24 protein-coding genes and 1 pseudogene are annotated in these 23,633 nt (G+C 62.2%); 7 read left to right on the plus strand and 18 right to left on the minus strand.

Going from position 1 to position 23,633, the window contains the following annotated elements; all coding sequences use genetic code 11:
- Positions 1–19 precede the first annotated feature (19 nt).
- Positions 20–541 (plus strand): Lrp/AsnC family transcriptional regulator, encoded by a 522-nt coding sequence (locus B5P46_RS10180; RefSeq protein ID WP_206735328.1) that lies wholly within the window; start codon positions 20–22, stop codon positions 539–541.
- A gap of 22 nt (positions 542–563) precedes the next feature.
- On the opposite strand, the gene mgtE is transcribed toward B5P46_RS10180, so the two are convergent.
- Both mgtE and B5P46_RS10190 read right to left on the minus strand, forming a co-directional pair.
- Positions 564–1,937: a magnesium transporter gene (gene mgtE, locus B5P46_RS10185; RefSeq protein ID WP_129418547.1), complete on the minus strand. Its 1,374-nt coding sequence runs from the start codon at positions 1,935–1,937 to the stop codon at positions 564–566.
- 310 nt (positions 1,938–2,247) lie between these two features.
- On the minus strand, positions 2,248–3,261 hold the full coding sequence (locus B5P46_RS10190; protein WP_129418548.1) for a zinc-binding alcohol dehydrogenase family protein: 1,014 nt from the start codon (positions 3,259–3,261) through the stop codon (positions 2,248–2,250).
- A gap of 103 nt (positions 3,262–3,364) precedes the next feature.
- Between B5P46_RS10190 and B5P46_RS10195 the strand changes: the two genes are divergently transcribed.
- Positions 3,365–3,769: a winged helix-turn-helix transcriptional regulator gene (locus B5P46_RS10195; RefSeq protein ID WP_129418549.1), complete on the plus strand. Its 405-nt coding sequence runs from the start codon at positions 3,365–3,367 to the stop codon at positions 3,767–3,769.
- Here B5P46_RS10195 and B5P46_RS10200 read toward each other — a convergent pair.
- Entirely contained in the window at positions 3,728–4,972 is a 1,245-nt protein-coding gene (locus B5P46_RS10200) for an MFS transporter (protein WP_129418550.1), read from the minus strand. The genes B5P46_RS10195 and B5P46_RS10200 overlap by 42 nt on opposite strands.
- 301 nt (positions 4,973–5,273) lie before the next feature.
- Between B5P46_RS10200 and B5P46_RS10205 the strand changes: the two genes are divergently transcribed.
- Positions 5,274–6,218 (plus strand): diacylglycerol/lipid kinase family protein, encoded by a 945-nt coding sequence (locus tag B5P46_RS10205; protein ID WP_012756741.1) that lies wholly within the window; start codon positions 5,274–5,276, stop codon positions 6,216–6,218.
- 19 nt (positions 6,219–6,237) lie between these two features.
- Here the strand turns inward: B5P46_RS10205 and B5P46_RS10210 are convergent, their stop codons facing one another.
- On the minus strand, positions 6,238–7,590 hold the full coding sequence (locus tag B5P46_RS10210; protein WP_129418551.1) for a glutamine synthetase family protein: 1,353 nt from the start codon (positions 7,588–7,590) through the stop codon (positions 6,238–6,240).
- An 82-nt stretch (positions 7,591–7,672) separates the two neighbouring features.
- Between B5P46_RS10210 and B5P46_RS10215 the strand changes: the two are divergent.
- Positions 7,673–9,041, plus strand: a pseudogene (locus tag B5P46_RS10215) (aspartate aminotransferase family protein).
- Between the two features lie 6 nt (positions 9,042–9,047).
- Here B5P46_RS10215 and B5P46_RS10220 read toward each other — a convergent pair.
- From B5P46_RS10220 to B5P46_RS10235, 4 genes are all read right to left on the minus strand, one after another.
- A complete protein-coding gene (locus B5P46_RS10220) occupies positions 9,048–10,535 on the minus strand; it encodes an ArnT family glycosyltransferase (RefSeq protein ID WP_129418552.1) in 1,488 nt (495 codons plus the stop codon).
- 1 nt (position 10,536) lies between these two features.
- Positions 10,537–12,036 carry a glycosyltransferase family 39 protein gene (locus tag B5P46_RS10225; RefSeq protein ID WP_129418553.1) on the minus strand — a complete coding sequence of 500 codons (1,500 nt, stop codon included), beginning with the start codon at positions 12,034–12,036 and terminating at the stop codon, positions 10,537–10,539.
- Positions 12,037–12,048: 12 nt separating this feature from the next.
- Positions 12,049–13,065, minus strand: coding sequence for a glycosyltransferase family 2 protein (locus tag B5P46_RS10230; protein ID WP_129418554.1), 1,017 nt, complete (start codon positions 13,063–13,065; stop codon positions 12,049–12,051).
- 137 nt (positions 13,066–13,202) lie between these two features.
- On the minus strand, positions 13,203–14,696 hold the full coding sequence (locus tag B5P46_RS10235) for an ArnT family glycosyltransferase (protein ID WP_129418555.1): 1,494 nt from the start codon (positions 14,694–14,696) through the stop codon (positions 13,203–13,205).
- A 171-nt stretch (positions 14,697–14,867) separates the two neighbouring features.
- Between B5P46_RS10235 and B5P46_RS10240 the strand changes: the two genes are divergently transcribed.
- On the plus strand, positions 14,868–15,830 hold the full coding sequence (locus B5P46_RS10240) for a lysylphosphatidylglycerol synthase domain-containing protein (RefSeq protein WP_129418556.1): 963 nt from the start codon (positions 14,868–14,870) through the stop codon (positions 15,828–15,830).
- Here B5P46_RS10240 and B5P46_RS10245 read toward each other — a convergent pair.
- Genes B5P46_RS10245 through B5P46_RS10260 form a run of 4 tightly spaced genes read right to left on the minus strand, consistent with a single transcriptional unit; the run spans position 15,798 to position 18,137 of the window.
- A complete protein-coding gene (locus B5P46_RS10245) occupies positions 15,798–17,039 on the minus strand; it encodes an RNA polymerase sigma factor (protein WP_129418557.1) in 1,242 nt (413 codons plus the stop codon). The two genes, B5P46_RS10240 and B5P46_RS10245, sit on opposite strands and share 33 nt — an antisense overlap.
- A 9-nt stretch (positions 17,040–17,048) precedes the next feature.
- On the minus strand, positions 17,049–17,408 hold the full coding sequence (locus B5P46_RS10250) for a YciI family protein (RefSeq protein ID WP_129418558.1): 360 nt from the start codon (positions 17,406–17,408) through the stop codon (positions 17,049–17,051).
- Between the two features lie 2 nt (positions 17,409–17,410).
- A complete protein-coding gene (locus B5P46_RS10255) occupies positions 17,411–17,770 on the minus strand; it encodes a YciI family protein (protein WP_129418559.1) in 360 nt (119 codons plus the stop codon).
- 10 nt (positions 17,771–17,780) lie between these two features.
- The gene (locus B5P46_RS10260) at positions 17,781–18,137 is read right to left on the minus strand and encodes a YciI family protein (protein ID WP_129418560.1); all 357 of its coding nucleotides are present in this window, start codon (positions 18,135–18,137) and stop codon (positions 17,781–17,783) included.
- 153 nt (positions 18,138–18,290) lie between these two features.
- On the opposite strand from B5P46_RS10260, the gene B5P46_RS10265 reads away from it, so the two are divergent.
- Positions 18,291–18,509, plus strand: coding sequence for a hypothetical protein (locus B5P46_RS10265; RefSeq protein WP_129418561.1), 219 nt, complete (start codon positions 18,291–18,293; stop codon positions 18,507–18,509).
- A 10-nt stretch (positions 18,510–18,519) separates the two neighbouring features.
- Here the strand turns inward: B5P46_RS10265 and B5P46_RS10270 are convergent, their stop codons facing one another.
- From B5P46_RS10270 to B5P46_RS10290, 5 genes are all read right to left on the minus strand, one after another.
- The gene (locus B5P46_RS10270) at positions 18,520–20,022 is read right to left on the minus strand and encodes an AMP nucleosidase (RefSeq protein ID WP_129418562.1); all 1,503 of its coding nucleotides are present in this window, start codon (positions 20,020–20,022) and stop codon (positions 18,520–18,522) included.
- A gap of 89 nt (positions 20,023–20,111) precedes the next feature.
- Entirely contained in the window at positions 20,112–20,291 is a 180-nt protein-coding gene (locus tag B5P46_RS10275) for a hypothetical protein (RefSeq protein WP_129418563.1), read from the minus strand.
- A 213-nt stretch (positions 20,292–20,504) separates the two neighbouring features.
- The gene (locus B5P46_RS10280; RefSeq protein WP_129418564.1) at positions 20,505–20,801 is read right to left on the minus strand and encodes a type II toxin-antitoxin system RelE/ParE family toxin; all 297 of its coding nucleotides are present in this window, start codon (positions 20,799–20,801) and stop codon (positions 20,505–20,507) included.
- Positions 20,798–21,067 (minus strand): CopG family ribbon-helix-helix protein, encoded by a 270-nt coding sequence (locus B5P46_RS10285; RefSeq protein ID WP_129418565.1) that lies wholly within the window; start codon positions 21,065–21,067, stop codon positions 20,798–20,800. The genes B5P46_RS10280 and B5P46_RS10285 overlap by 4 nt, the downstream gene beginning before the upstream one ends.
- A gap of 72 nt (positions 21,068–21,139) precedes the next feature.
- Complete coding sequence (locus tag B5P46_RS10290) at positions 21,140–21,478, minus strand: DUF2147 domain-containing protein (protein WP_129418566.1); 339 nt, start codon at positions 21,476–21,478, stop codon at positions 21,140–21,142.
- Between the two features lie 448 nt (positions 21,479–21,926).
- On the opposite strand from B5P46_RS10290, the gene B5P46_RS10295 reads away from it, so the two are divergent.
- Positions 21,927–22,193 carry an SEL1-like repeat protein gene (locus B5P46_RS10295; RefSeq protein WP_012756760.1) on the plus strand — a complete coding sequence of 89 codons (267 nt, stop codon included), beginning with the start codon at positions 21,927–21,929 and terminating at the stop codon, positions 22,191–22,193.
- A gap of 243 nt (positions 22,194–22,436) precedes the next feature.
- Here the strand turns inward: B5P46_RS10295 and B5P46_RS10300 are convergent, their stop codons facing one another.
- A complete protein-coding gene (locus tag B5P46_RS10300) occupies positions 22,437–23,549 on the minus strand; it encodes a pyridoxal phosphate-dependent aminotransferase (RefSeq protein WP_129418567.1) in 1,113 nt (370 codons plus the stop codon).
- Positions 23,550–23,633 lie beyond the last annotated feature (84 nt).

The raw sequence follows: 23,633 nt of genomic DNA on the forward strand, positions 1-23,633 counted from the left end.
TATCTATGGCTCAAAAATCATGCTATGCGCAATCTTCTGCCAATTGACTCCAGCAGGGATCGCGAAAATGCCAAATCTCGATAAATTCGATATCGCCATCCTGAAGTGCCTGCAGGAGGATGCGCGCGCCACCAATGTCGAGATCGCCGAGAAGGTGAACCTTTCGCCGTCGCCCTGCCTGCGCCGCATCCGCAATCTCGAACGCTCCGGCATCATCCGCGGCTACACCGCGGATCTCGATCGCAAGGAGGTCGGTCTCGGCCTCACCGTCTTCGTCGAATTCAAGGTCGTCCAGCACAGCCGCGAAAATTCCGAGGCACAGCAGAAGGCGCTGCTCGCGATCCCTGAGATCGTCTCCTGCTTTCTGATTTCGGGCACGGCCGATTTCCTCGCCGAAGTGGTGGTGGAGGATCTCGCCGCCTATGAACGGCTTCTGACCGAAACGCTGTTGACCTTGCCGAATGTCAGCGACATCCGCTCGAACTTCGCCATCCGTAGCATCAAGACGCATGGGCCGTTGAAGCTGCCCGAGGGAAAATAATTCCCCCGGGCTTGCTTGCGGCTTAGAGCAGCGTCCCGCTGAGGATGAGCAACGCCACCGAGAAGTAGATGACGAGCCCGGTGACATCGACCAGCGTGGCGACGAAGGGGGCCGAGGCGCTGGCCGGATCGAGCCGCAGCTTCTGCAGCACGAAGGGCAGCATCGAGCCGCAGATCGAGCCGAAGGTGACGATCCCGATCAGGGCGGCAAACACCGTGACGGCGACCATCTGCCAGTGCGGACCGTAATCGTAGAGCCCGGCCGATTGCCAGAAGACGATGCGGATGAAGCCGACCAGGCCGAGGATCGCGCCGAGCACGATGCCGGTCGGCAGTTCGCGCAAAAGCACCTTCCACCAGTCCGAAAGCTTCAGCTCGCCGAGTGCCAGCGCCCGGATGATCAGCGAAGTCGCCTGCGAACCCGAATTGCCGCCCGAGCTCATGATCAGCGGAATGAACAGGGTCAGCACCACGGCCTTTTCCAGCTCGCCTTCGAAATGCTGCATGGCGCTTGCCGTCAGCATCTCGCCGAGGAACAGGGCTGCGAGCCAGCCGGCGCGCTTGCGGATCATGCCGGCGAAGCTGATCTTCATGTAGGGCTGGCCGAGCGCCTCCATGCCGCCGAACCTCTGTGCCGCTTCCGTCGTGTCCGATATCATCGTGTCGATCACGTCATCGACGGTGACGATGCCGAGTATCTGCCCATGTTCGTCGATGACGGGCAGAGCGAGCAGGTCGTGCTTGCGGATCAGCCGGGCGACATCCTCCTGCTTCATCAGCGGATCGGCCGAAACCGGCGCGCCCTTCTGCGCCACCGAGAGGATCGAAGCGTCCGGCTCGCCGGTGATGAGGCGACGCAGCGTCACCACATGCAGCAGCGCATGGCTGACCTCGTCCAGCACATAGATGGCGTAGACGGTCTCGCGCGAGCGTTCGACCTGGCGTACATGGTCGAGTGTGCGGGCGACGGTCCAGTTGTCAGGCACGCTGACGAACTCCGTCGTCATGATGCCGCCGGCCGTGCGCGGCGGATAGCCCATCAGGTGCTGGATCGCGATGCGCACCGGCTCGTCGAGGCTGGAGAACAGCCGGGCGCGGGTCTCGCCGTCGAGTTCGAGCAGCACGTCGGCGACGCGGTCGTTCGACATGCCGTGCAGCAGCCGTGCGGCCTCCTCGGCGCTGATCAGCGCAAGGATCTGTGCGGCGTTGCGAAGCTCCGGCCGGTCGAGAATGTTGACGGCATAGTCGAGCGGCATGCCGGTTAGCACCCGTCCGGCGTCCTGGATGCTCAGCGCGTTCAATGATTCGACGCGTTCGGCGATCGTTGCGCCGCGGCTGTTGTTGATGAAGGCACGGGCGGCGTGGCCTGCCCGAAGAGGGAAGCGATTGATATTCATTTGAGGCTCGCCTTTCCGTCGATCCGCCGTAGCGTCCGATCGGGCGAGCCGACAGGAGTCGGTCAGCGCACGAGGGCCGCGTACGGCAAAGGCAATCGACTGCTACTGTCGCTTGGCATCGTTATGATGGCTCCGTTGAAATCCGTGGCTGACGAGCGTCATCCACGTGGATGCTAGGTGGTCCCGAACACAGAAAAAGTCAAGCGGGGTAAATGCTTAACGCCAGAATGTCGCACCTTGCGATGCGGCATTCCAGGTGGGTATGGCGTATACGACCTTGCGGGAAACACCGGGCGTGCCGGCTGCGATCTCAGAATCCTGCAAGCACCGCCTTGCCCTTCATCCTGCCGCTTTCGACCATGGCATGCGCCGTCTTGAGGTTTGCCGCATTGATCGGCCCGACGATCTCTGAAAGCGTCGTGCGGATCTTTCCGGCGTCGATGAGCTCGGAAATCTTGTTCAGCAGCTTGTGCTGCTCGATCATGTCAGGCGTGCCGTAGAGCGGGCGGGTGAACATCAGCTCCCAATGAACGGAGACGGCCTTGCGCTTGAAGGGCATGATGTCGAGCGTCTTCGGATCGTCGATCAAAACGAAGCGGCCCTGCGGCGCAATCGCTTCGACGATGTCGCCGATATGGCTGTCGGTATTGGTGGTCGAGAATATGAATCCCGGCGCGCCGATGCCGAGCGCTGCCACTTGCGGCGCGATCGGTTGGGAATGGTCGATGACGTGATGCGCGCCGAGTTCCTTGACCCAGTCCTGCGTTTCCGGCCGCGAGGCCGTGGCGATCACCGTCAGATCGGTCAATGCCCGGGCGATCTGAATGGCGATCGAGCCGACGCCGCCGGCGCCGCCGATGACCAGGATGGAGCGTCCCGCTCCCGAAACCGCGTCCTGCACCTTCAGCCGGTCGAACAGCGCCTCGTAGGCCGTAATCGAGGTCAGCGGCAGGGCGGCCGCGGCAGCGAAATCGAGGCTCTTCGGTTTGGCGCCGACGATGCGCTCGTCGACGAGATGGAATTCGGCATTGCTGCCCGGGCGGCTGATGACTCCGGAGTAGAACACCTCGTCGCCGGGCTTGAACAGGGTGACATCAGCGCCAATGGCCTTGACGATGCCGGCGGCATCCCAGCCGAGCACTTTGAGCTCGCCCTCGGGCGGCGCGGAATGGGCGCGCACCTTCACGTCGACGGGATTGACCGAAACGGCTTTGATCTCGACGAGCAGATCGTAGCCCCCAGCCTCGGGCATCGGCAGATCGACATCGATCAGCGAGGTTTCGGCGGAGATCGGTTGGGGCGTTTTGTAGGCGACGGCGCGCATGGGAAACTCCTATGTTCGTTGCACGGAAGCTAGATGCGCACTATGTTCTGACAACGCAAGAATGCACAAATTCTGTACGTAGTACCCAAAAGGATACTGTAAAATGTCATTGCCGCGCGCCAAGCTCATCAAGAATTTCCCCGGCTGCCCGGTCGAAGCGACGCTGACTTACCTCGACGGGAAGTGGAAGGGCGTGATCCTCTTTCATCTGATGCAGGGAACCCTGCGCTTCAACGAATTGCGGCGCAAGCTGCCGGCCGTGACCCAGCGCATGCTGACCAAGCAGCTGCGTGAACTGGAAGAGTCCGGCCTGGTATCACGCACCGTCTATCCGGTCGTGCCGCCGAGGGTCGAATATGCAATGACGCCGCTCGGCATGACGCTCAAGCCTGTCATCCAGGCGTTGGCCGCCTGGGGTGACGATTATGTCTTCTGCAGCCCGGAAGGCCGCGAGTTGCGCTTGGCCTCAGACGGCCTGCGCGCTCCGGCCGCGGCGCTCGAGGCGTAGCGAGGCTGCAAAGACGAAGAGGCCGAGGAAGGACAGCGCCGCGCCGACATAACCGGTCGCCGCAAAACCGTACCCCCCGGCGATCACGAGGCCGCCGAGCCAGGCGCCGATCGCATTGGCGATGTTGAAGGCGGAATGGTTGGAAGCGGCCGCAAGCGTCTGCGCGTCGGCGGCGACATCCATCAGCCGCGTCTGCAGCGCCGGGCCGGCGGCAAAGCCGCAGCCGACGAGGAAGACGGAGAGACCGAGCAAATAGGGGTTGGCGGCGGTCAGCGAGAAGGTGGTCAGCACGACAATATTATAGATGAGCGACCCGCCGATCGTGCCGAGCAGCGATTTGTCGGCAAGCCACGAGCCGATGAAATTGCCCGCATTCATGCCGACGCCGAAGAGGACCAGCATGATCGGAACGGCCGTTTCCGGCAGCATCGCCACCTCAGTCGTCGTCGAGGCGATATAGCTGAACATCGCGAACATGCCGCCGTAACCGACGGCGGCGATGCCGAGCGTCAGCCACACCTGCGGCCGGCGGAAGGCGCCGAGTTCGCGCAGGAAGCCCGCTTCCGCGGAAACCCTGTCCTTCGGAACGTAGAACCAGATCAGCACCACGGTCAGCAGGCCGAGCACGCCGACCGAGAAAAACGCCACCTGCCAGTCGAGCGACTGGCCGAAGAATGTCGTCAACGGCGTGCCGAGAAGTGTCGCAACGGTCAGGCCGAGCATGACGCGGCCAACGGCACGGGCGCGGCGATGCGCCGGCACCATCGAGGCGGCGACAAGGGCCGCGACGCCGAAATAGGCGCCGTGCGGCAGGCCGCTGACGAAGCGCAGCAGCGTGAAGCTTTCGAAGGTCGGCGCCATGGCGCTCGATATATTGCCGGCGGCAAAGATCAGCATCAGGGTCAAAAGCAGCGTGCGGCGCGCCATCTTTGCGGCGAGCACGGCAATGACGGGTGCGCCGACGACGACGCCGAGCGCATAGGCGCTGATGACGTAGCCGGCTTGCGGTGTCGTGGCCGAGAAGGTCTCGGCGACATTGGGCAGCAAACCCATGATTGCGAATTCGCCGGTGCCGATGCCGAAGCCGCCGCAGGCGAGCGCCAACTGGACCAGCGCCACCGTCATTGCCGACGGCAGCTCTACATCCTGGCGATCAATGGAGTTCCGGCTATCGACTGAAATATTGGCGGCAATCTCACTCACGAGAGCTCCTCGAGGCGGTTTCTGCTTGGCAATGGCCCTGGCGCGCAGGCGCGGCCGCAAGCCGATCGGTGGAAATGGCGGGAGGTGGAGACGATGTCTCCGATAGACCATCTATCCGTGAGGTCTCGGCTGCCGTCGAGTGCATTTTTTGCAGTGCAGCGTCCTGCTATGTGCATACGTCTATTGCAATTTTTGCATTTCTGCCCTTTGTCAGGAAAGAAGGTTGCGCTTGAAATCGGCGATACCGCAACCATCTCAGGGGCAAGGCAGGAGCATTTCCGCGCCAGAGACGGGAGCTCTTATGAAGCTTGTAGGCTTTTTCAATCGCGACGGCGGGACCTTCAAGACCACCGACATGCTGGCCTATGAAAAAAGGGCGGAGGCGGCTTTCCGCGAAGCGGGGCACGATTTCGACGCCATCGTCTTCTCAGGAAAGGAAATCGTTCCTGCCATGGAGCGGGCGGCCAAGCGCGACGATATCGACGGTATCGTTGCCGGCGGCGGCGACGGCACGATTTCGGCGGCGGCATCGATCGCCTGGAAAAACGGAATTGCGCTCGGCGTCGTGCCGGCCGGTACGATGAACCTCTTTGCCCGCTCGCTGCGTGTGCCGCTCGATATCTGGCAGGCGCTCGATGTGCTTGCCTCCGGCGAGGTCGATAATGTCGATATCGCCAGCGCCAACGGCCGGCCCTTCATCCACCAGTTTTCCGCCGGCCTGCATGCCCGCATGGTGCGCTACCGCAACGCCTACAGCTATCGGTCCCGGCTTGGCAAGATACGGGCGAGCACGAAGGCGGCTTTGGGCGTCATCTTCAACCCGCCGGAATTCGAGGTCGAGTTCGAGGCGATCGGCATGCGCGAGCGCCGCAGGGTGTCGGCGATCTCAGTCTCCAACAATCCCTTCGGCGAGAACGCGCTGCTCTACGCCGATAATTTGAGAAGCGGCGAACTCGGCTTCTACACGGCAAATCCGCTGAAACCCCTCGGTGTCGCCCGTCTCGCCATCGACATGCTGCGCGGCAAGGTCCGCGAGAATGCCGATGTCATGGTGATGCACCCGGCCGAAGTGCATCTGCATTTCCCGAAACTGCGCTCCAAGGCCAATTGCGTCATGGACGGCGAGTTGCTGCCGCTCGAACGCGACGTCTCGATCCGGCTGCATCCGGGCGAATTGAAGGTTCTCGTCAAGCAGGGTCTCGCCGCCCAGGTGAATGCGGACGAACGCCGCGAGCCCGCTGCGTAAGTCGGCCGCGGCATAGTCTTCAGAGCCGCGGCAGATAGGTGCGGTAGTCGAAATCCGAAACCGTGCGCAAATGCGCGAGCGCTTCCTTGCGCTTGGTGTCGCCATAGAGCGCCTGATAGCGCGCGCCGAAGATATCGGCGATGAAGGGCGAGGTGCGGAAGGTTTCGACGGCGCTAAGGAAATCATGCGTCAGCCGCGCCGTATTCGCAGGTATGTGCGAAGGCGTGGTCTCTTCGCCGGGGTCGAGTTCGCCATCGAGACCGGTGAGCATGCCGCCGAGGATCGCCGCCAGCAGCAGATAGGGATTGGCGTCGGCGCCGGCGACGCGATGTTCGATGCGTGCGGACGGGCCATCCTTGTCGGGGATGCGGATCGCCGTGCCGCGATGGCCGCTGCCCCAGGTCAGATCGACAGGCGCAAACGACCCCGGCTGGAAGCGGCGGTAGGAATTGGCGAAGGGAGCGAAGATCAGCTGCGTTGCGTGCATGGTGTCGAGCAGGCCTGATATCACCGATTTGATGAGCTTCGGCTCGCCGCCCCTGGCATCGAGGATGTTGCGGCCTTGCTGGTCGATGATGCTCGCATGCACGTGCAGGCCGGAGCCGGCATGTTCGGAATAGGGCTTGGCCATGCAGGTCGATTTCAGCCCGTGCCGGCGCGCCGCCTGTTCGGCGATGCGCTTGAGATAGAGGCAATCGTCGGCGGCTGCCAGCGCATCCGCGCGGTGCAGCAGGTTGACCTCGAATTGGCCCGGACCGAATTCCGCCGTCGTCGCATCCGCCGGCAGGTCCTGCGCCTTCGCATAGGCCCTCAGCGTCTGCAAATAGCCATCGAGCGCGTCGACGGCGCTCATGTCGTAGAGCTGGAAACCGTTTGGTTCGCCGCGATAGGTGAGGCTTTCGGGCGGGCAGGGACGTCCGGTCTCGCGCCAGTCTCCCGACATCACGTAAAATTCCAGCTCGGTGGCGACGACGGGCGTCAGCCCGCGCGCCGCATAGCGCTCGACCACCGAGGTGAGGATGGCACGCGGATCCATGAAGCTCGGGCTGCCGTCGAATTCATGCATGGTGGCGAGCACCTGCATCGAACCCTCGGGCGCCCAGGGCATCGGCACCAGGCTGCGTCGGTCGGGGATGACCTTGCCGTCAGGATCGCCGATCGTCAGCGACAGGCCGGTGATGTCGTCATTATCGTCGCCCCAGATGTCGAGCGATTGCGTCGAGGTCGGAAGGCGGATGTCACCGGCCCAGACCTTGTCTTCGGCGCCGGGCGGAAGCTGCTTGCCACGCAGGTCGCCGTTCATGCCGACGATCAGGATCTCGAAACGCGGGTCGCCGCCCTCGGCCTTGCCGTCCACCCTGTCGCTCGCCATGACCTTGAAAATCCTCCGGGAGAAGGCCAAGCTCCTATCCCATCGACATCAGCCTTTCAATCCGCGAGGGTCTTTACCAATCATGCCCGATACTTACCCGCCCTCGAATCTTGCCGCGATCGACGCCGCGCACCACTTGCACCCCTTCGCCGACATGAAGAAGCTGAATGCCGAGGGCGCGCGTATTATCCAGCGCGGCGAGGGCGTCTACATCTTCGACAATCACGGCAGGAAATATCTCGATGGCTTCGCCGGCCTCTGGTGCGTCAATATCGGCTATGGCCGCCAGGAGATCGCCGATGCCGCCACCAGGCAGATGAACGAGCTGCCCTATTACAACACCTTTTTCGGCACGACCTCGACGCCGGCGACGCTGCTTGCGCAGAAGGTCGCCTCCCATGCCGGCGAGCGTTTCAACCATATCTTCTTCACCGGCTCCGGCTCGGAGGCGAACGACACCTGGTTCCGCATGGCCCGGGTCTACTGGAGCGCCGTCGGCAAGCCGTCGAAGAAGATCGTGATATCGAGGAAGAACGGTTATCATGGCTCGACCGTCGCCGGCGCCAGTCTCGGCGGCATGAAATACATGCATGAGCAGGGCGACCTGCCGATCCCGGGCATCGTCCATATCGGCCAGCCCTATTGGTACGGCGAGGGCGGCGATCTCTCACCCGCCGAATTCGGTCTCAAGGTTGCCCGCGAGCTCGAAGCGAAGATCGACGAGCTGGGCGAGGAGAATGTCGCCGCCTTCGTCGCCGAGCCGGTGCAGGGCGCTGCCGGCGTCATCATCCCGCCCGAGACCTACTGGCTGGAGATCGACCGCATCTGCAAGGCGCGCAATATCCTGCTGGTGACCGACGAGGTGATCTGCGGTTTCGGCCGTCTGGGCGCCTGGTTCGGCCACCAGTATTTCGGTGTCGAGCCCGATCTGGCGCCGATCGCCAAGGGGCTTTCCTCCGGCTACCTGCCGATCGGCGGCGTGGCTCGTCAGCGACCGCATCGCCGATGTGCTGATCAACGAGGTCGGCGACTTCAATCATGGCTTCACCTATTCCGGCCACCCGGTCTGCGCTGCCGCAGCACTCGAAAACCTGCGCATCATCGAAGAGGAAAGACTGGTCGAACGCGTGCGCGACGATATCGGCCCCTATTTCGGCAGGGGCTGGGCAGCGCTCGCAGACCATGATCTGGTCGGCGAAGCCGTCAGCATCGGCCTGATGGGTGGCCTGCAGCTTGCCGCCGAGAAGAGCACGCGCACCCGTTATGCCAAGCCCGATCAGGTCGGTGCGCTGGTGCGCAACCACGCGCTGGCGAACGGCCTCGTGCTGCGCGCCACCGGCGACCGCATGCTCGCCTCGCCGCCTCTCGTCATCAGCCACGCCGAGGTGGACGAGATGGCGAGGATTACCAGGCTGGCGCTGGATTTGGCCTGGAAGGAGCTGAAATCCTGATTGCGCTCAGCCAGGCTCGTTGACCCAGGCATAGCCGAAACGATAGCTGTCGTCGCCGTGCCCATAGACATAGGGCACGTCGATCACCGACGTCTGCGGTGCGGACACGCCGAGATTGGTCTGCAGCCATTGAGCCATGGCCGGCGGCAGTGCTTCGCTTCCCCCCTTCTGCGGGAGGAGCCACACCAGGAGAAGCGGTCGCCGGCCGGTAAGATCCGGATTGAAGCCGGGATAATCCACGGAGAGGACCGGCACGCCGGGAATATCTTGCCTGAGGTTGCCAGCAAGCAGGCTGTCGCCGGCAAGGATCGCCGCCGGTTCGGCCTGTTGGCGGAGGGTTTCCAACATCGTGGCATAGGGTCTGTTCAGCCGCTCGTAATGGCCGGTGAAACGTGCGGCTGCGACACTGCCGTAAAGGGCTGCCGGCACGCCGATCATGATGACGGCGATGACAGCCATGAACCGCCGGAAAGCCTTGCCGGTCTCGACGCCTGCGGCCTCGATCTTCAGGCAGAAATAGAGCGGCAGGATGAAGAGCATCGGCACCAGCCAGCGATCCTTGATGCCGGCAGCACCCCCGAAGACGATCAGCAACAGAATGCCGATGACGAAGACGAGCATCATCCGCTCGAGCAGCCGCGTCCATTGCGAGCCGGAGCCGAGCGCCGGACGAAGGCTTTTGCCGAAGACGATCGCGAACACCGCCACAGTCAACCCGGCAAAGCTGATGGTGGCGAGAGCGAGCGAGCTGACGCCCATGGACACCTGCGTGAGATAGCTCGCATCGCCGCTCGCGGTCATCTTCTCCAGGGTGCGTGCGGTGGCGAAATCGAGATTGTCCTTCAGCCAGAAGAGATGCGGCAGGGTGATGACGAATGCTACCGCCGCCGTCAGCACCAGCCGCCAATCAAAGATCCGCGGCCGCAGGCGCGCATCGGCCAGCGCGGCAATCAAGGCTGCCGCCGGCAGGATCGCGAAATTATATTTGGCCAGCAGGCCGAAGCCGATGCCGATGCCGGCGATGAGATAGGAGGCAAGGCTCGGCTGCTTCAGGCTGCGGATGAAACCGTAGAAGAAGATGCTGGCCGAGAAGAACACCGCGACCGTGTGCGTCAGGTCGCGCTGCATCTCGAAAGCCATCTGCGGGATCGTCAGCAGCCCGAGCGTGGCAATCGCCACCAGCGCCTTGTCGCGCAGCACGAGCCGCGCCGTCAGGCCGTACAGCAGATAGGAGATGAACAGCAGAAGGTTCTTCACGATGGAAAGGGCGGTCAGCGAGACACCGGCAAACTGGAAGACGGTGTATTGCAGCCAGTTGTAGAAGGGCGGCTGCGGGCCGTAGCCGGCGGCAAGCCATTGCGAGCGGAAGGCCTGTTCGGCCTCGTCGAGATCGAGCGAATGCGAGGTTGCGAGCCGCACGCCGACCTGAAGCGCGAAATAGGCTGCCAGCAGAACGAAGATCCAACTGATGTCGCGACGGTTGCTCTCGGTCATTCTATCTGGCCCCCGGCCGAACCCAGGCGTAGCCGAGCGCGAAATTGTCGCCCTGGCGGCCGAAATAATAAGGAAGCGACAGCGAGCCGATCTCCTGCAGCGCGATGCCCGCCGCCGTCAGCGCCGAGGAAAACCGCTCCGGCATGACGGCATCGGCAGCCGTCGCCGTCTTCTTGCCACGCCAGACGATCAGCACCGGCCCCTTGGCCTCGGCATAGGCCGGAATGCCCGGTGCCGGAAAATCCGGGATCACTACCGGCACATCGGGAAACTGCAACCGCATGTTTCCGCCGATATAGGTGTCGGAAGCGATCACCAGCGCCGGTTCCGCCTGTCGGGTCATCTCGCGCGAAAAACCCGCCATCGGCACATTCGGCCGGCTGTAGGTGCCGATCAGCCCGGCGCCGACGACGCGGAAGCCAAGTGCGATCAGCACGCAGGCCATCAGCACCGGCAACACCGGCCGGAAGCGGCGCAATCCGGCGGAAAGGTCAAGGTTAGCAGCCTGCATCTTCGCCAGGAAATAGATCGGCAGCACCAGCAGGAACGGGTCGAGCCAGCGCTCGCGAACCGTGGTGGAGCCGGTGAACAGCACGATGAGAACGATGCCGGCAAGACTTGCGAGCATCATCCGCTCCATCATCCCAGTCCAGCGGTTGCCCGCCGAAAGCGCCTGGACAAAATCCCGGCGGAAGGTGGTGGCGAAGATCACCACCGGCAACGCCGCAAAGGCGATTATGGCGACGAGAAAGGCGACAAGGCCTTTGCCGATCCGCAAGGCGCCGGCAGGTTCGCTGCCGGCGGCCATCTTGACCAGAGTGTCGGAGGAGGCGAATGCGAGATTGCCCTGCAGCCAGATCGCGTGCGGCAGGACGATGACGAGCGCAACCGTGATCGCGGCCAGCATGCGCCAGTCGAGCGCCCGGCGTCGCCATTCGGCATCGGGCAAGATGGCGATCAAGGCGGCGACAGGCATCAGCGCGAAATTATATTTCGAGATCAGCCCGATGCCGGCCGCAAGCCCGAGCAGCAGGTAGCTCGCCATATCGGGCCGGTCGAGCGTGCGGAAGAAGCCGTAGAGAAACAGCGAGCTGGCCAAGAGCAGCGCCGTCGTGTGGGTCAGATCCTGCTGGGCCATGTAGGAGACCTGGGGCAGGGTGATCAGCGCCAGCATGCCGACGGCGGCAAGTGCCTCGTCCTTCAGGGCGCGCCGCCCGGCAAGGCCATAGAAGAGATAGGACAGGAACAGCAGGATGTTCTTCGGAACGATCAGCGCGCCGATCGACATGCCCGTCAGCGAAACGACGGCATATTGCATCCAGTTGTAGAACGGCGGCTGCGGGCCGTAGCCCGCCAGCAGATATTGCGAGAAGAAGGATTGCTCCGCCTCGTCGAGTTCCAGCGAATGCGGAAGCATGATGCGCAGCACGATGTTGAGCACGAAATAGGCTGCAAGCAGCAGGCCCGCGGTTTTGATCGTCCTCGTTACGCGCTCCAGCATCGTGCTGCCGGCTTAGGCTTGGCTTTGATCGTCGAAGATCTGCCGCACGATATAATTCGGAGAGGCATCGTCGCGGTAATAGGTGCGCGCGATCATTTCTGCCAGGATGCCGGTGGTGATCATCTGCACCGACGACAGCAGCAGCACGACGCCGACCATCAGCATCGGTCGCGTGCCGATGTCGTTGCCCAGGATGAACTTGTCGAAGCCGAGATAGAGCAGGATCAGCATGGCGAGCGCGCCGAGGCCTAGACCGAGCGATCCGAAGAAATGCCCCGGCCGCGCCTTGTAGCGCATGAAGAACATCACCGACAGCAGATCGAGGATGACGCGGAAGGTGCGCGAAATGCCGTATTTCGAAACGCCGTGCTCGCGGGCATGGTGGGTGACGGCCATCTCGCCGATGCGCGAGCTCGGCACCACACCGGCGACCCAGGCGGGGATGAAGCGGTGCATCTCGCCCATCAGCTTCACCTGCTTGATGATCGAGGCACGGTAGATCTTCAGGCTGCAGCCGTAATCATGCAGCTTGACGCCGGTGATGCGGCCGATCAGGTAGTTGGCGCACCAGGAGGGGATCTTGCGCAGGAACAGACCGTCCTTGCGGTTCTTGCGCCAGCCGACCAAGAGGTCGAGTTCACGCCGTTCCAGCTCGGCGACCATCGAAGGAATGTCCTTCGGATCGTTCTGGAGGTCGCCGTCCATCGTCGCGATCAGGCGACCCCGGGCGGTATCGATGCCGGCCTGCATGGCGGCTGTCTGGCCGAAGTTGCGCTGCAGCTCGACGATCCTGAGCGCCAGCCCCTCGCGTCCGACGTACTTCCGGGCGTTGACGAGCGTCGCATCCGTACTGCCGTCGTCGACGAGGATCAGCTCCCAGCGATGGGGGTAGCTGACCATCGCCGCCACGACACGCTCGACAAGCGGGCCGACGCTTTGCTCTTCGTTGAAAATGGGCACGACCAGCGACAGTTCGAGCGATTGTACCGGATCATTCGTACCGCGAATGGGCTCTACCGTTGTCTGCAACTTTCATCTCCAAAAGGCCGGACGGCCGAGCAATCTTTACTGCTGCCGCCGCGCTTGCGGAAGGCTACTACATGAAGTGTCCGCCGGTTGCCAGCGGGCAATGCCGGTTTCCCCGCAATCGGCTGACCTGCCGGGCGCTATTTCGCGCCGCCTTCCACCCAGGAGTAACCAATGGAGAAGCTGCGTTTGCCGTCACCGAAGAGATAGGGCAGCGTCAGCGTCTTCAACTCTTGCAGATGAATGCCCGATTTGACGAGGTCATTGGCGAAGCCGGGGGAAATTGTTGGATCATCTGCGGTCTCGCCGCGCCAGATAACCAGCACCGGCCCCTTCGCGTCCGCATATTCGGGAACTCCGGGTCCGGGGAAGAACGGGATCACGACGGGAACATCGGGAAACTTCAGCCGCATGTTGCCGGCAACGAACTTGGTTCCGGCGACAATGAGAACCGGCTTGCGGGTCGCGGTCAATTCAGCCACGTAGCCGGAAAAGGGTACGTTCGTTCTCGTATAAGTGCCGATATATTGAATGCCGACGATCCGGAAAAGAAGGATCGACAGGATGACGACCATGAAGACCGGCACCACGGGCCGGAAGCGCGCAAGACCGGCGGAAAGATCGATGTCTGCGGTTTCCAGTTTCAGGAACAGATAGATCAGCAGCACGAGCAGGCATGGGTCGAGCCAGCGCTCGTGGATATCGCTGGCGCCGGCGAAGAGGACCACGCCGAGGAAGGCGAGAAGGCTGATGACCATCATCCGCTCGATCACCCGGATCATCGGGCTGGAAGAGGAGAGCGCGCGAAAGAAGTCGCGCCGGAAGGCGGCCGCGATGAGAACGATCGGCAATGCGACGAAGCCGAGGACGGCGATGATAAGAGACAGCAGTCCTTGCCCGATGCGGAGAAGGCCGGCCGGGGCCAGGTGTTCGGCGGTCATCCGCTCCAGCGTCGGCGCAGACGCGCTGGCGAGATTGTCAGGCAGCCAGAGCGCATGCGGCAGCACGATCAGAATGGCGAGCACGGCGGCCGGCAGCAAACGCCAGTCGATGAGACGGCTGCGCCATTCCCGCTCCGGCAGCACGGCGATGAGGGCGGCAAATGGCAGGATGGCGAAATTATACTTCGAGATGAGCCCGATGCCGGTGGCAATGCCGATGAGGAGATAGCTCCCGATCGTCGGCTGGCGCAGCGTGCGGAAAAAACCGAAGAGGAAGAGCGAGGTCGCAAACAGCAGGGCAACCGTATGGGTCAGTTCGCGCTGCGCCATCAGGCCGACCTGCGGCAGGGTAATCAGGCTCAGCATGGCGACGGCTGCGAGCGAACGGCTCTTCAGCACCTCGCGGGCAGCAAGCCCGTAGAAGAGATAGCAGCCGAAGAGAATGATGTTCTTCGGCACCGACAGCACCCACATCGATATGCCGGTCACCGAAACGATGGCATATTGGATCCAGTTGTAGAAGGGCGGCTGCGGACCGTATCCGGCAAGCAGGTATTGCGAGTAGAAGGATTGCTCCGCCTCGTCGAGATCGAGCGTATGCGGCAAGGCGATGCGAAGCGCGATGTTCAGCAGGAAATAGGCCGCCAGAAAAACGCTTGCGCTTGTAATGCTTCTGGTAATCCGCTCCAACATCGATCTCCACGTCAAACCGGCGAGGCGCCGTCATCTACCAGTCGGTCGCTCGGATCGTCGGCGTAGAGGGCCGCCATCAACTCCGTCGTTGTGCGCAACCTTCATTTCTCCTAAAAGGCCTGGCGACGGAACCGCTGCCTATGCCGAAGCCAAGCGAGGAATGCCTACTACATGAAGAGTTCGATCGTTGAAAGCCGGCAATCCTGGTTTATGCGCAATCGCATGACCGTTCTGACGGTCGTCATCGTCGCAGCCTATGGGCTCTTCATCCAATGGTTCTGGGGTTGGCCTGTTATCATCAGGCAGTGGGCCGATGTCGGCGCAGGTCCGGTGATCGGTGCGCTCGTGCTGTTGACGAGCACCTATTTCCTGCGCACCTGGCGCATCTATGATTATTTCCCGAACGAGACGGCCGGCCGGTTCGCGGTCCTCTTCCGCGTCACGCAGATCCACAATCTGCTGAACATCATGCTGCCCTTCCGCGCCGGCGAGACCAGCTTTCCGCTGCTGATGCGCACAGAATTCGACATTCCGCTGACGCGCGGAACCTCGGCGCTGTTCGTCATGCGGCTGCTCGACCTGCACGCGCTTCTGGCCGCCGCCGGCATCGGCTTTGCCGTCGCTTCAGCCGATGCCGCTGTTGCCTGGTCGCTCTGGACAGCCTTCCTGCTGCTGCCGGTCGCGGCCTTCGCCGCCCGCAAGCCGCTGCTGCGCCTAGCCGCCAGGCTGTTGCCGAACCAGGCGCAGAAATTCGTCGCCGAGATCGAAAACGGCTTGCCGCTCGATGCCATCGCCTTTGCGCGTGCCTGGACGATGACCATCGTCAACTGGCTGGTGAAGGTGATGGTGCTCGCATGGGCGCTCGGCCTGATGGGCGTGCTGCCGATGGCGGCAAGCTTCGGCGGCGCGCTCGGCGGCGAGCTCTCCTCCGTGCTGCCGATGCATGCGCCAGGCGGCGTCGGCACTTATCCGGCCGGCATCACCGCCGGCGCCATCGCCCTGGGCGCCTCGAGCGAGCGGATGGCCCTGGCCGCGCTGGCGCAGGCAAGCGTCAATGCCCACCTGCTGATCATCGTCTCGGCGCTGACCGGCACGGCGATCTCACTGCCGCTCGGACGTCGCGGCAAGCTCTGAAATCCGTCTTCTCAGAAACGCCTGCTCCGGCTCCTGGCGGCAGAGCGACAGCGCCGTTTCATAGGCCGCGATCGCCTCTTGCCTCCGGCCGAGACGGCGCAGGAAATCGGCGCGCGCCGAATGGGCGAGGTGATAGGCCTGCAACTGCCGGCGTTCCAGAATGGCATCGACCAGCTCCAGCCCCTTCGCCGGCCCCTCCGCCATGGCAATCGCCACGGCGCGGTTGAGCTCGACGATCGCCGAGGGCTGTGCCGCCAGAAGCAGATCGTAATAAAAGGCGATCCGCCGCCAGTCGGTTTCTTCGGCGCTCGAAACCCTCGCATGCTCGGCGGCGATCGCCGCTTGCACCGTATAGCTGCCGATCTCTCCCGTCCGCATCGCCTCGGCAAGCAGCGCCAGGCCTTCCGTGACCCTCGCGTGATCCCAGAGCGAGCGGTCCTGATCCGCAAGCAGCACCAGTGATCCCTGCTCGCCGCGGCGGGCGCTGCGGCGCGAATCCTGCAGCAGCATCAGGGCCAGAAGTCCGGAAATATCGGGGTGAGGCAGCAGCGTCAGAACGAGCCGCGCCAGCCGTATCGCCTCCGCGGTCAGGTCGGCGCGGACCACGTCTTCACCCGAGGAGGCCGAATAGCCTTCATTGAAGACGAGGTAGATGACGTGCAGCACGCGGTCGAGCCGCTCCGGCAGCGCCTCGCGGCCCGGCACTTCATAGGGGATCTTCGCCGCCCGGATCCTGCCTTTGGCGCGCACGATCCGCTGGGCCACCGTCGGCGCCGGAATGAGGAAGGCATGGGCGATCTCTTCGGTGGTCAGTCCGCAGATTTCCCGGAGCGCCATCGCCATTTGCGCATCGGCCGGGATGAGCGGATGGCAGCAGGTGAAAATCAGCCGCAGCATGTCGTCCTCGATCGGTTCCATGTCGCCGATCTCCGTTGCATCGGGCGTGTAAAGGCTGTCCTCGATATGATGCTGCGAAGCATCGAAACGCACCCGCCGCCGCATCGTATCGATCGCCTTGAAGCGCCCCGTCGAAACGAGCCAGGCGAAGGGATTGCCGGGAATGCCGTCTGTCGGCCATGTCCGGGCGGCGGCGGCAAAGGCGTCGTGAAGCGCCTCCTCCGCCCGGTCGAAATCGCCGAGCAGGCGGATCAGCGTCGCCAGCACCCGGCGCGACTGCGTTCGGTAGATTTCTTCGATCACGCTTTCCAATGGTGCACCTCAGTCCGGCAGGGTCAGTATCCGCACGGGCCTCAGTTCGACCGCGCCGAAACGCGCCGAGGGGATCCGCCCGGCAATCTCCCTGGCTTTCATCACATCCGGCGCCTCAATGACGTAGAAGCCGGCCAGGTGCTCCTTCGTCTCGACATAGGGGCCGTCCGTGGCGGAGAGCGTGTTGTTGCGAACGCGCAGCACGGTCGCCTTGTCAGGCATCTCCAAGGCATCGGAGTGGATCATGATGCCTTCGCGGCACAGCTCCTCATCGAAAGCGAAATGCGCTTTGATAAGTTCGTCGGTTTCATCAGGCGTCAGCGTTCCGTCCGTGTCGGTGCTGTTATAAATCAGGCAGATGTAGCGCATGGCTATTTCCCATCCTGGATGGCGTAAGTCGGGCGCACTTCGATCGAGCAATATTTGAGGATCGGAAAACTCGACACGATCGTCTTCGCCTCGTCGATAGTCTCGGCTTCGATCAGCACAAAACCGCCGAGATGCTCTTTGATTTCGGCAAATGGGCCATCGGTCGCAAAGGCTTCGCCATTGCGCAGGCGGACCGTGATCGCCGTTGACGGTTCATGCAAGGCGAGCGCCACCAGCAGATGACCGCTCTCGCGCCAGCGATTGTCGCTGGTGATGCACTCCTGTGTGAGCGCATCCCATTCGGTCTGAGGGACCAGCTTGCTTTTTTCCGTGTCGAACCAGATCTGGCATAGAAATTTCATTGGTCTCTCCTCATTTGGCTCCGAATTCGTGGATTGGCCGCACTTCGATCGCGCCGAGCATGGCGAGCGGGATGCCGGCGGCAATGCGGATCGCTTCGTTGAGATCCTTGGCCTCGATCAGGATAAAGCCGCCGAGCGCCTCCTTTGTCTCGGCGAAGGGACCGTCCGTCACCGACATCTCGCCATTGCGCACCCGTACGGTCACCGCCGATTTTGGCGGCTGCAGCGCCTGGGCGACGATCATATGCCCGCTATCGACGAGGTCCTTGTCATAATTCAAGGAATTGGTGTCGAGTTCGGTCTTCTCCTCTTGTGTCATGGCGCCGAGTACCTCGCCATCGAACCAGACCTGACAGAGATATTTCATCGCGGCAGCCTCCTCGCCCTGTTCCCATAAACATGGACGAACGACCTGCATGCATTTCGACAGCGCCGCGAAAAAAAATTGTGCGGATGAGGTGTCGAAATAGCAAGGCAGCACTCGACAAGGCTTCATCGAAACCTGTCGAGGAGAATGGAAATGAGCATTCTTGAAATCGCTCTGGCAAGCCAGATCTGGGCACGTCGCAACGAGAAGCGTCAGCTGGTAGTACTCGACGATGCCGATGTGCTGAAGGTTCTCCTGCGCATCGCTTTCGTCGTGATGGCCTTCACCTTGCTGATATCAGGGCTGAATCTTGCGACCGGTAGGCCGCAGATGCTGGCCGAGGGCTCGGCGCCTGTCGTGACCGGCAGATGAGGAAAACGGCCTATTGGAAGGCCGTTTCGAAGAAGCTGCGCAGCTTGCGCGAATGCAGCGCTTCCTTCGGCATGGCGGCAAGCTTCTGGACGGCGCGGATGCCGATCTGCAGATGCTGGTTGACCTGCGTGCGGTAGAAGGCCGTTGCCATGCCCGGCAGCTTCAATTCGCCGTGCAGCGGCTTGTCGGAGACACAGAGCAGCGTGCCATAGGGCACGCGGAAGCGGAAGCCGTTGGCGGCGATCGTTGCCGATTCCATGTCGAGCGCGATCGCTCGCGCCTGGGAGAGCCGCTTCACCGGCCCGCGCTGATCACGCAGTTCCCAGTTGCGGTTGTCGATCGTGCCGACGGTACCGGTGCGCATGATGCGCTTCAACTCGAAACCTTCATAGCCGGTGATTTCGGCAACGGCGGCTTCGAGCGCCACCTGCACTTCGGCCAGCGCCGGGATCGGCACCCAGACCGGCAGGTCGTCATCGAGGACATGGTCCTCACGCATATAGGCATGGGCGAGAACATAGTCGCCGAGCCGCTGGCTGTTGCGAAGACCGGCGCAGTGGCCGAGCATCAGCCAGGCATGCGGGCGCAGCACGGCGACATGGTCGGTGATCGTCTTGGCGTTGGAGGGGCCGACGCCGATATTGATCATGGTGATCCCGGCATGGCCCTTCTTCTTCAGATGGTAGGCCGGCATCTGCGGCAGGCGGGTGAGGGCGGCATCCGTGTCCGGCGCGTTCGAGCCGGGCAGGGTGACGACATTGCCGGGCTCGACGAAGGCGGTATAGCCGTCGCCGCCCTCCGCCATCAGCTTGCGCGCCCAGCCGCAGAATTCGTCGATATAGAACTGGTAGTTGGTGAACAGCACGAAATTCTGGAAATGCTCCGCATGCGTCGCCGTATAATGCGACAGCCGGGCGAGCGAATAATCGATGCGTTGCGCGGTGAACGGCGCCAGCGGCGAGGGCTCTCCCGGCGGCGGGATATATTCGCCGTTGGCGATCTCGTCGTCGGTGGTGTTGAGGTCGGGCGTGTCGAAGATATCGCGCATCGGAACGTCGACGAAGGCGTTGGTCGATGCTTCTACATGCGCTCCCTCACCGAAGGCGAAGTGGAGCGGGATCGGCGTTGACGATTCTGAGACGACAATCGGGACATTATGGCTCTTCATCAGCAGCGACAGCTGCTCTTTGAGGTAATGCTTGAAGAGCTTCGGCCGGGTGACGGTCGTCGTGTAGATGCCGGGTGCCGTGACATGACCGTAGGAAAGCCGCGAATCGACATGGCCGTAGCTTGTCGTCTCGATGCTGACCTGCGGATAAAATGCGCGATAGCGCGAGGAGATCGGAGCGCCCTGCGCAAGTTCGCTGAAGCTCTCGATCAGGAACGCCGTGTTGCGCTCGTAAAGCGCTGTCAGCGTCTCGACCGCCTTGGCGGGATCATCGAAGCTCTGAGGCTGGAAAGGCGGTGGAGAGGATGTGTCGAGGGGCGACAAAAGGGAGATTCGTTTGTTCATGACGCATTATAGAGAGTTGTTCTTGACAAGCAAACGACGCGCGCCGGCGGAATCCCGATTTTTTATCTTCCTCCGTGTGTGGATGCCGGTCACCGCACCGATGGCGCGCAGAAGTTGCCGTTTCTCTCCAGGCAGGTATAGCTTGCCCCGAAATGCGACTGCGCGCCGCCGCCGCCTTCGTGCACCACGACCGCTGAAAATGTGATCGCGAAGATCGCCGCAAACAGCGTGATGATGCTAAAGCGTCTTGCCAGAATATAGATGTTCATCCCCTTATCCCCGATACGCAACTCTATCGTGACAAGAGTTTTGCCACGCGACGGCTGAACGGGTGCTGAGATCCCGGTTCATCCGCCGTTCAGCTTGCCGGACAGGCTCGGGCCGGTCGCCAAGGGCTTCGAGGCATGGCAGGCGTGACATGCTTGGCGTGTTGGATGATTGCTGCACAGGGTGCGTTGCGATACGCTTATAAGGCGGCTCGGCTATTCCTGGGTCGGCCAATCCCGCGCGGTATGGATCACACGCAAGATGACGACGCTTTCACGTCCCGCGATCGGCCGCAACTCATAGGAAATTATGTAGGGGAACATGGTGAGGGATTTTTCATAAGTGCCGGTTACTCGTCCCGGCCGACCGGTTGCAAATTCGCCAAGTTTTTTGCCGGCATCCTCGATGGCGTCCACGACCCTTTCGGCCGCATCGGGGTTGTCGCTTGCGATGTAACGCAGAATTTCGAGATTATCCTGGTGTGCTTCCTTCGACCAAAGAACCGGCCTCATCCGCGCGGGGTCTTCCTACGCTTGGCATCCTCTATGACCTCACGCATTTCGGCGACAGCCTGATCGTGCGGTATAACGCGCCCGGCTTCCGCATCGGCCTTGCCGCGCTTGATACCCTCGATGATTTCAAGCTCGCGCTCCACATAGGCCGCTACGGCCTCGCCTGCGAGAAATGATTTGCTGCGTTGCGTCTCGGCCGCAATCCTGTCGAGCTTTTCTTTGATGTCGGGGCGGACCCGAATTGTCATGGTCGTGCTGGCGGCCATTTCGAAACTCCTGTGCTGAAATGTGTACATTCTAACACACATCGGCGTTGCCGCTATCCGCCCCGCGTTCTCTCAGAGCCGCGTCCAGGTCTGCGACTTGCAGAGGATCTTCATCACGCAGCCCTGCATCCTCAGCGAATTGCCGGAAACCTTGCCCGAGCCGCTATAGGTCTTTTCGGCGGCCGGGTCGGTAATCTCGCCGGCATAGCTGCCGCCGGTTCCCGCAAGCGTGCCGATCTTCCGGCCGGCATATTTACCGGTCTTCAGCGTCACGCAGTAACTGCCGCCGCAGGAAGCGATCACCGCCGTATCGCCGGCGGCCGTCTTCCAGTTGCCGACGATCGGCTCCTCGGCATGCGCGATACCCGCGATAACTGTTATGGCGCCGGCGAGAACGAAGCTGCGGATCATCTTTTCCTCCATGATTTCCCTTGGTCAGTCGCGAAAATAACTGACGCGAACGTAAAGGTAAATAAGCCCGATCACCGTTCTGCGGATCGAGTGAAAAACGGGAGAAAAAAGCCATGCGGCGAGCTTGTAAAGATATCGCCTGCTGATTTCATGATGAACGATCCGTTTATTTTCAAATCTGAATCTTTCGTAAAATCCGCTCGAAAATCCTTAATTCGCAGGGAGTCCGATGTTTAACAAAAATCCAATTTTACCAAGTGTTTGCACTTTGTTTGTCTCAAATTAATCATGCATTTTAGGCGTTTTTTGAAAGCCGTTTGGCATAGTGAACCCATCAAACGAGCGGGGCAAACCCGCCGGACCGGAAGGGCCGCCAAGCCGCGATAGACGGCAAGGCCCGGAGGGTAAAACAGGGTCAGTCATAAACAGGCTAACAGGGATAAAACCGATGGCACGCTTTGAAATGCACAATGCTGAAACGGCCACCATGGGTGGCGACAACAGCGCCGATGTCTTCTGCGAAATGGGTCTGATGTATGCGACCGGCCGCGGCTGCGAAGTCGATCTCGTCGCCGCCCACAAATGGCTGAACATCGCCGCCATCAAGGGCAACGACCGCGCCGCCGAGCTTCGTGCCGACGTGGCCGCCGCCATGGACAAGATGCAGCTCGCAGCAGCGCTACGCGCCGCCCGCGAGTGGATGACGGTTCACTAGAGCAATTCCAGGAAAAGTGCGAAGCGGTTTTCCGTTCGGAATCGCGTAAAAACAAAAAGCTGGAGCGATTCGGCGTTTCCGTGAAAAGCTGAACCGCTCTAACACCGCCTCCGACCAGGAATTCGACAAAAGCAGCAATAACAACCTCAAAAAGAGGGAGCTGGCGGGGCGCTTTGGACGGGGCCGACGCCGGGAGAACGGAACCGCGACCGGATCCTCCACCGGCCGCGGTTCTTCGTTTTATCAGCCGATCTGTTTCAGCACCCGCGGCAGCGCTTCTTCGAGGAGCGCCATATCCGCCTCCGGCCCGACGCTGACGCGAATGCAGCGGTTGAGCGGCGCCACGCCAGGCATGCGGATGAAAACCCCGAGCTCCATCAGCCCGTCGACGATCGCCCTGGCATAAACGCCGTCGCGGCCGGTGTCGATCGCCACGAAATTCGTCGCCGAGGGCAGCGGTTGAAGGCCGTTCGCCCGGGCGATACCGCCGATCCGCTCCCGGCCCGCATGGATTTTCCCGACCACCTCGACGAGATAGGCTTGGTCCTTCAGCGCCGCGAGCGCTGCTGCCGTCGCCAGCCGGTTCATGCCGAAATGGTTGCGGATCTTGTCGAAGGCCTGTGCCGTGCCCGCCGTCGAGATCGCATAGCCAGTGCGTGAGCCGGCAAGCCCGTAGGCCTTGGAGAAGGTGCGGGTGCGAACGACGTTCGGCAGTTCGATGAGCGAGGAGATCGACGGCAGCGAATCTGCCGGCCCCGTCTCGCTATAGGCCTCGTCGAGCACCATCAGCGTCGTCTCGGGCAGCGCACGGGCGAAAGCGACGATGCTGTCGGCATCCCACCAGCTTCCCATCGGATTGTCGGGATTGGCGAAATAGACGAGCGGCGCATTCTCGCGTTTCACCGCATCGAGCAGCCTGTCGAGATCCTCGCGGTCGTTTGCGTAGGGAACGGTCACCAGCCGGCCGCCGAAACCGGCGACATGGAAATTGAAGGTCGGATAGGCGCCGAGCGAGGTGACGACGGGCGCGCCCGGCTCGATCACCAGCCGGACGATCTGGCCGAGCAATTCGTCGATGCCGCTGCCGATGGCGATATTGGCGGCCGAGACGCCGAGATGGGCGGCAAGCGCTTCCCGGAGCGCGAAATTCTCCGGATCATTGTATTTCCAGATATTGCCGGCCTCTTCGCGCATCGCTGCAAAGACGGAAGCGGCTGGGCCGAAGCCGTTCTCATTGGCGCCGATGCGCGCCGAAACGGCAAGTCCGCGCTGGCGCTCGATGGCCTCGGGGCCGACGAAGGGAACTGTGGAGGGCAGGGCGCTGGCAAGAGGTGTGAAGCGCGAAAAGGCGGACATGCGAAGGCAGCTTCCCGGACATATTGACAATCGGCGCAACAATAGGCCCGGGCACGGCCAACGCAAGCAAGATTATTTCCGCAA

The organism is Rhizobium leguminosarum (genome assembly GCF_004123835.1).
GTDB lineage: Bacteria > Pseudomonadota > Alphaproteobacteria > Rhizobiales > Rhizobiaceae > Rhizobium > Rhizobium leguminosarum_M.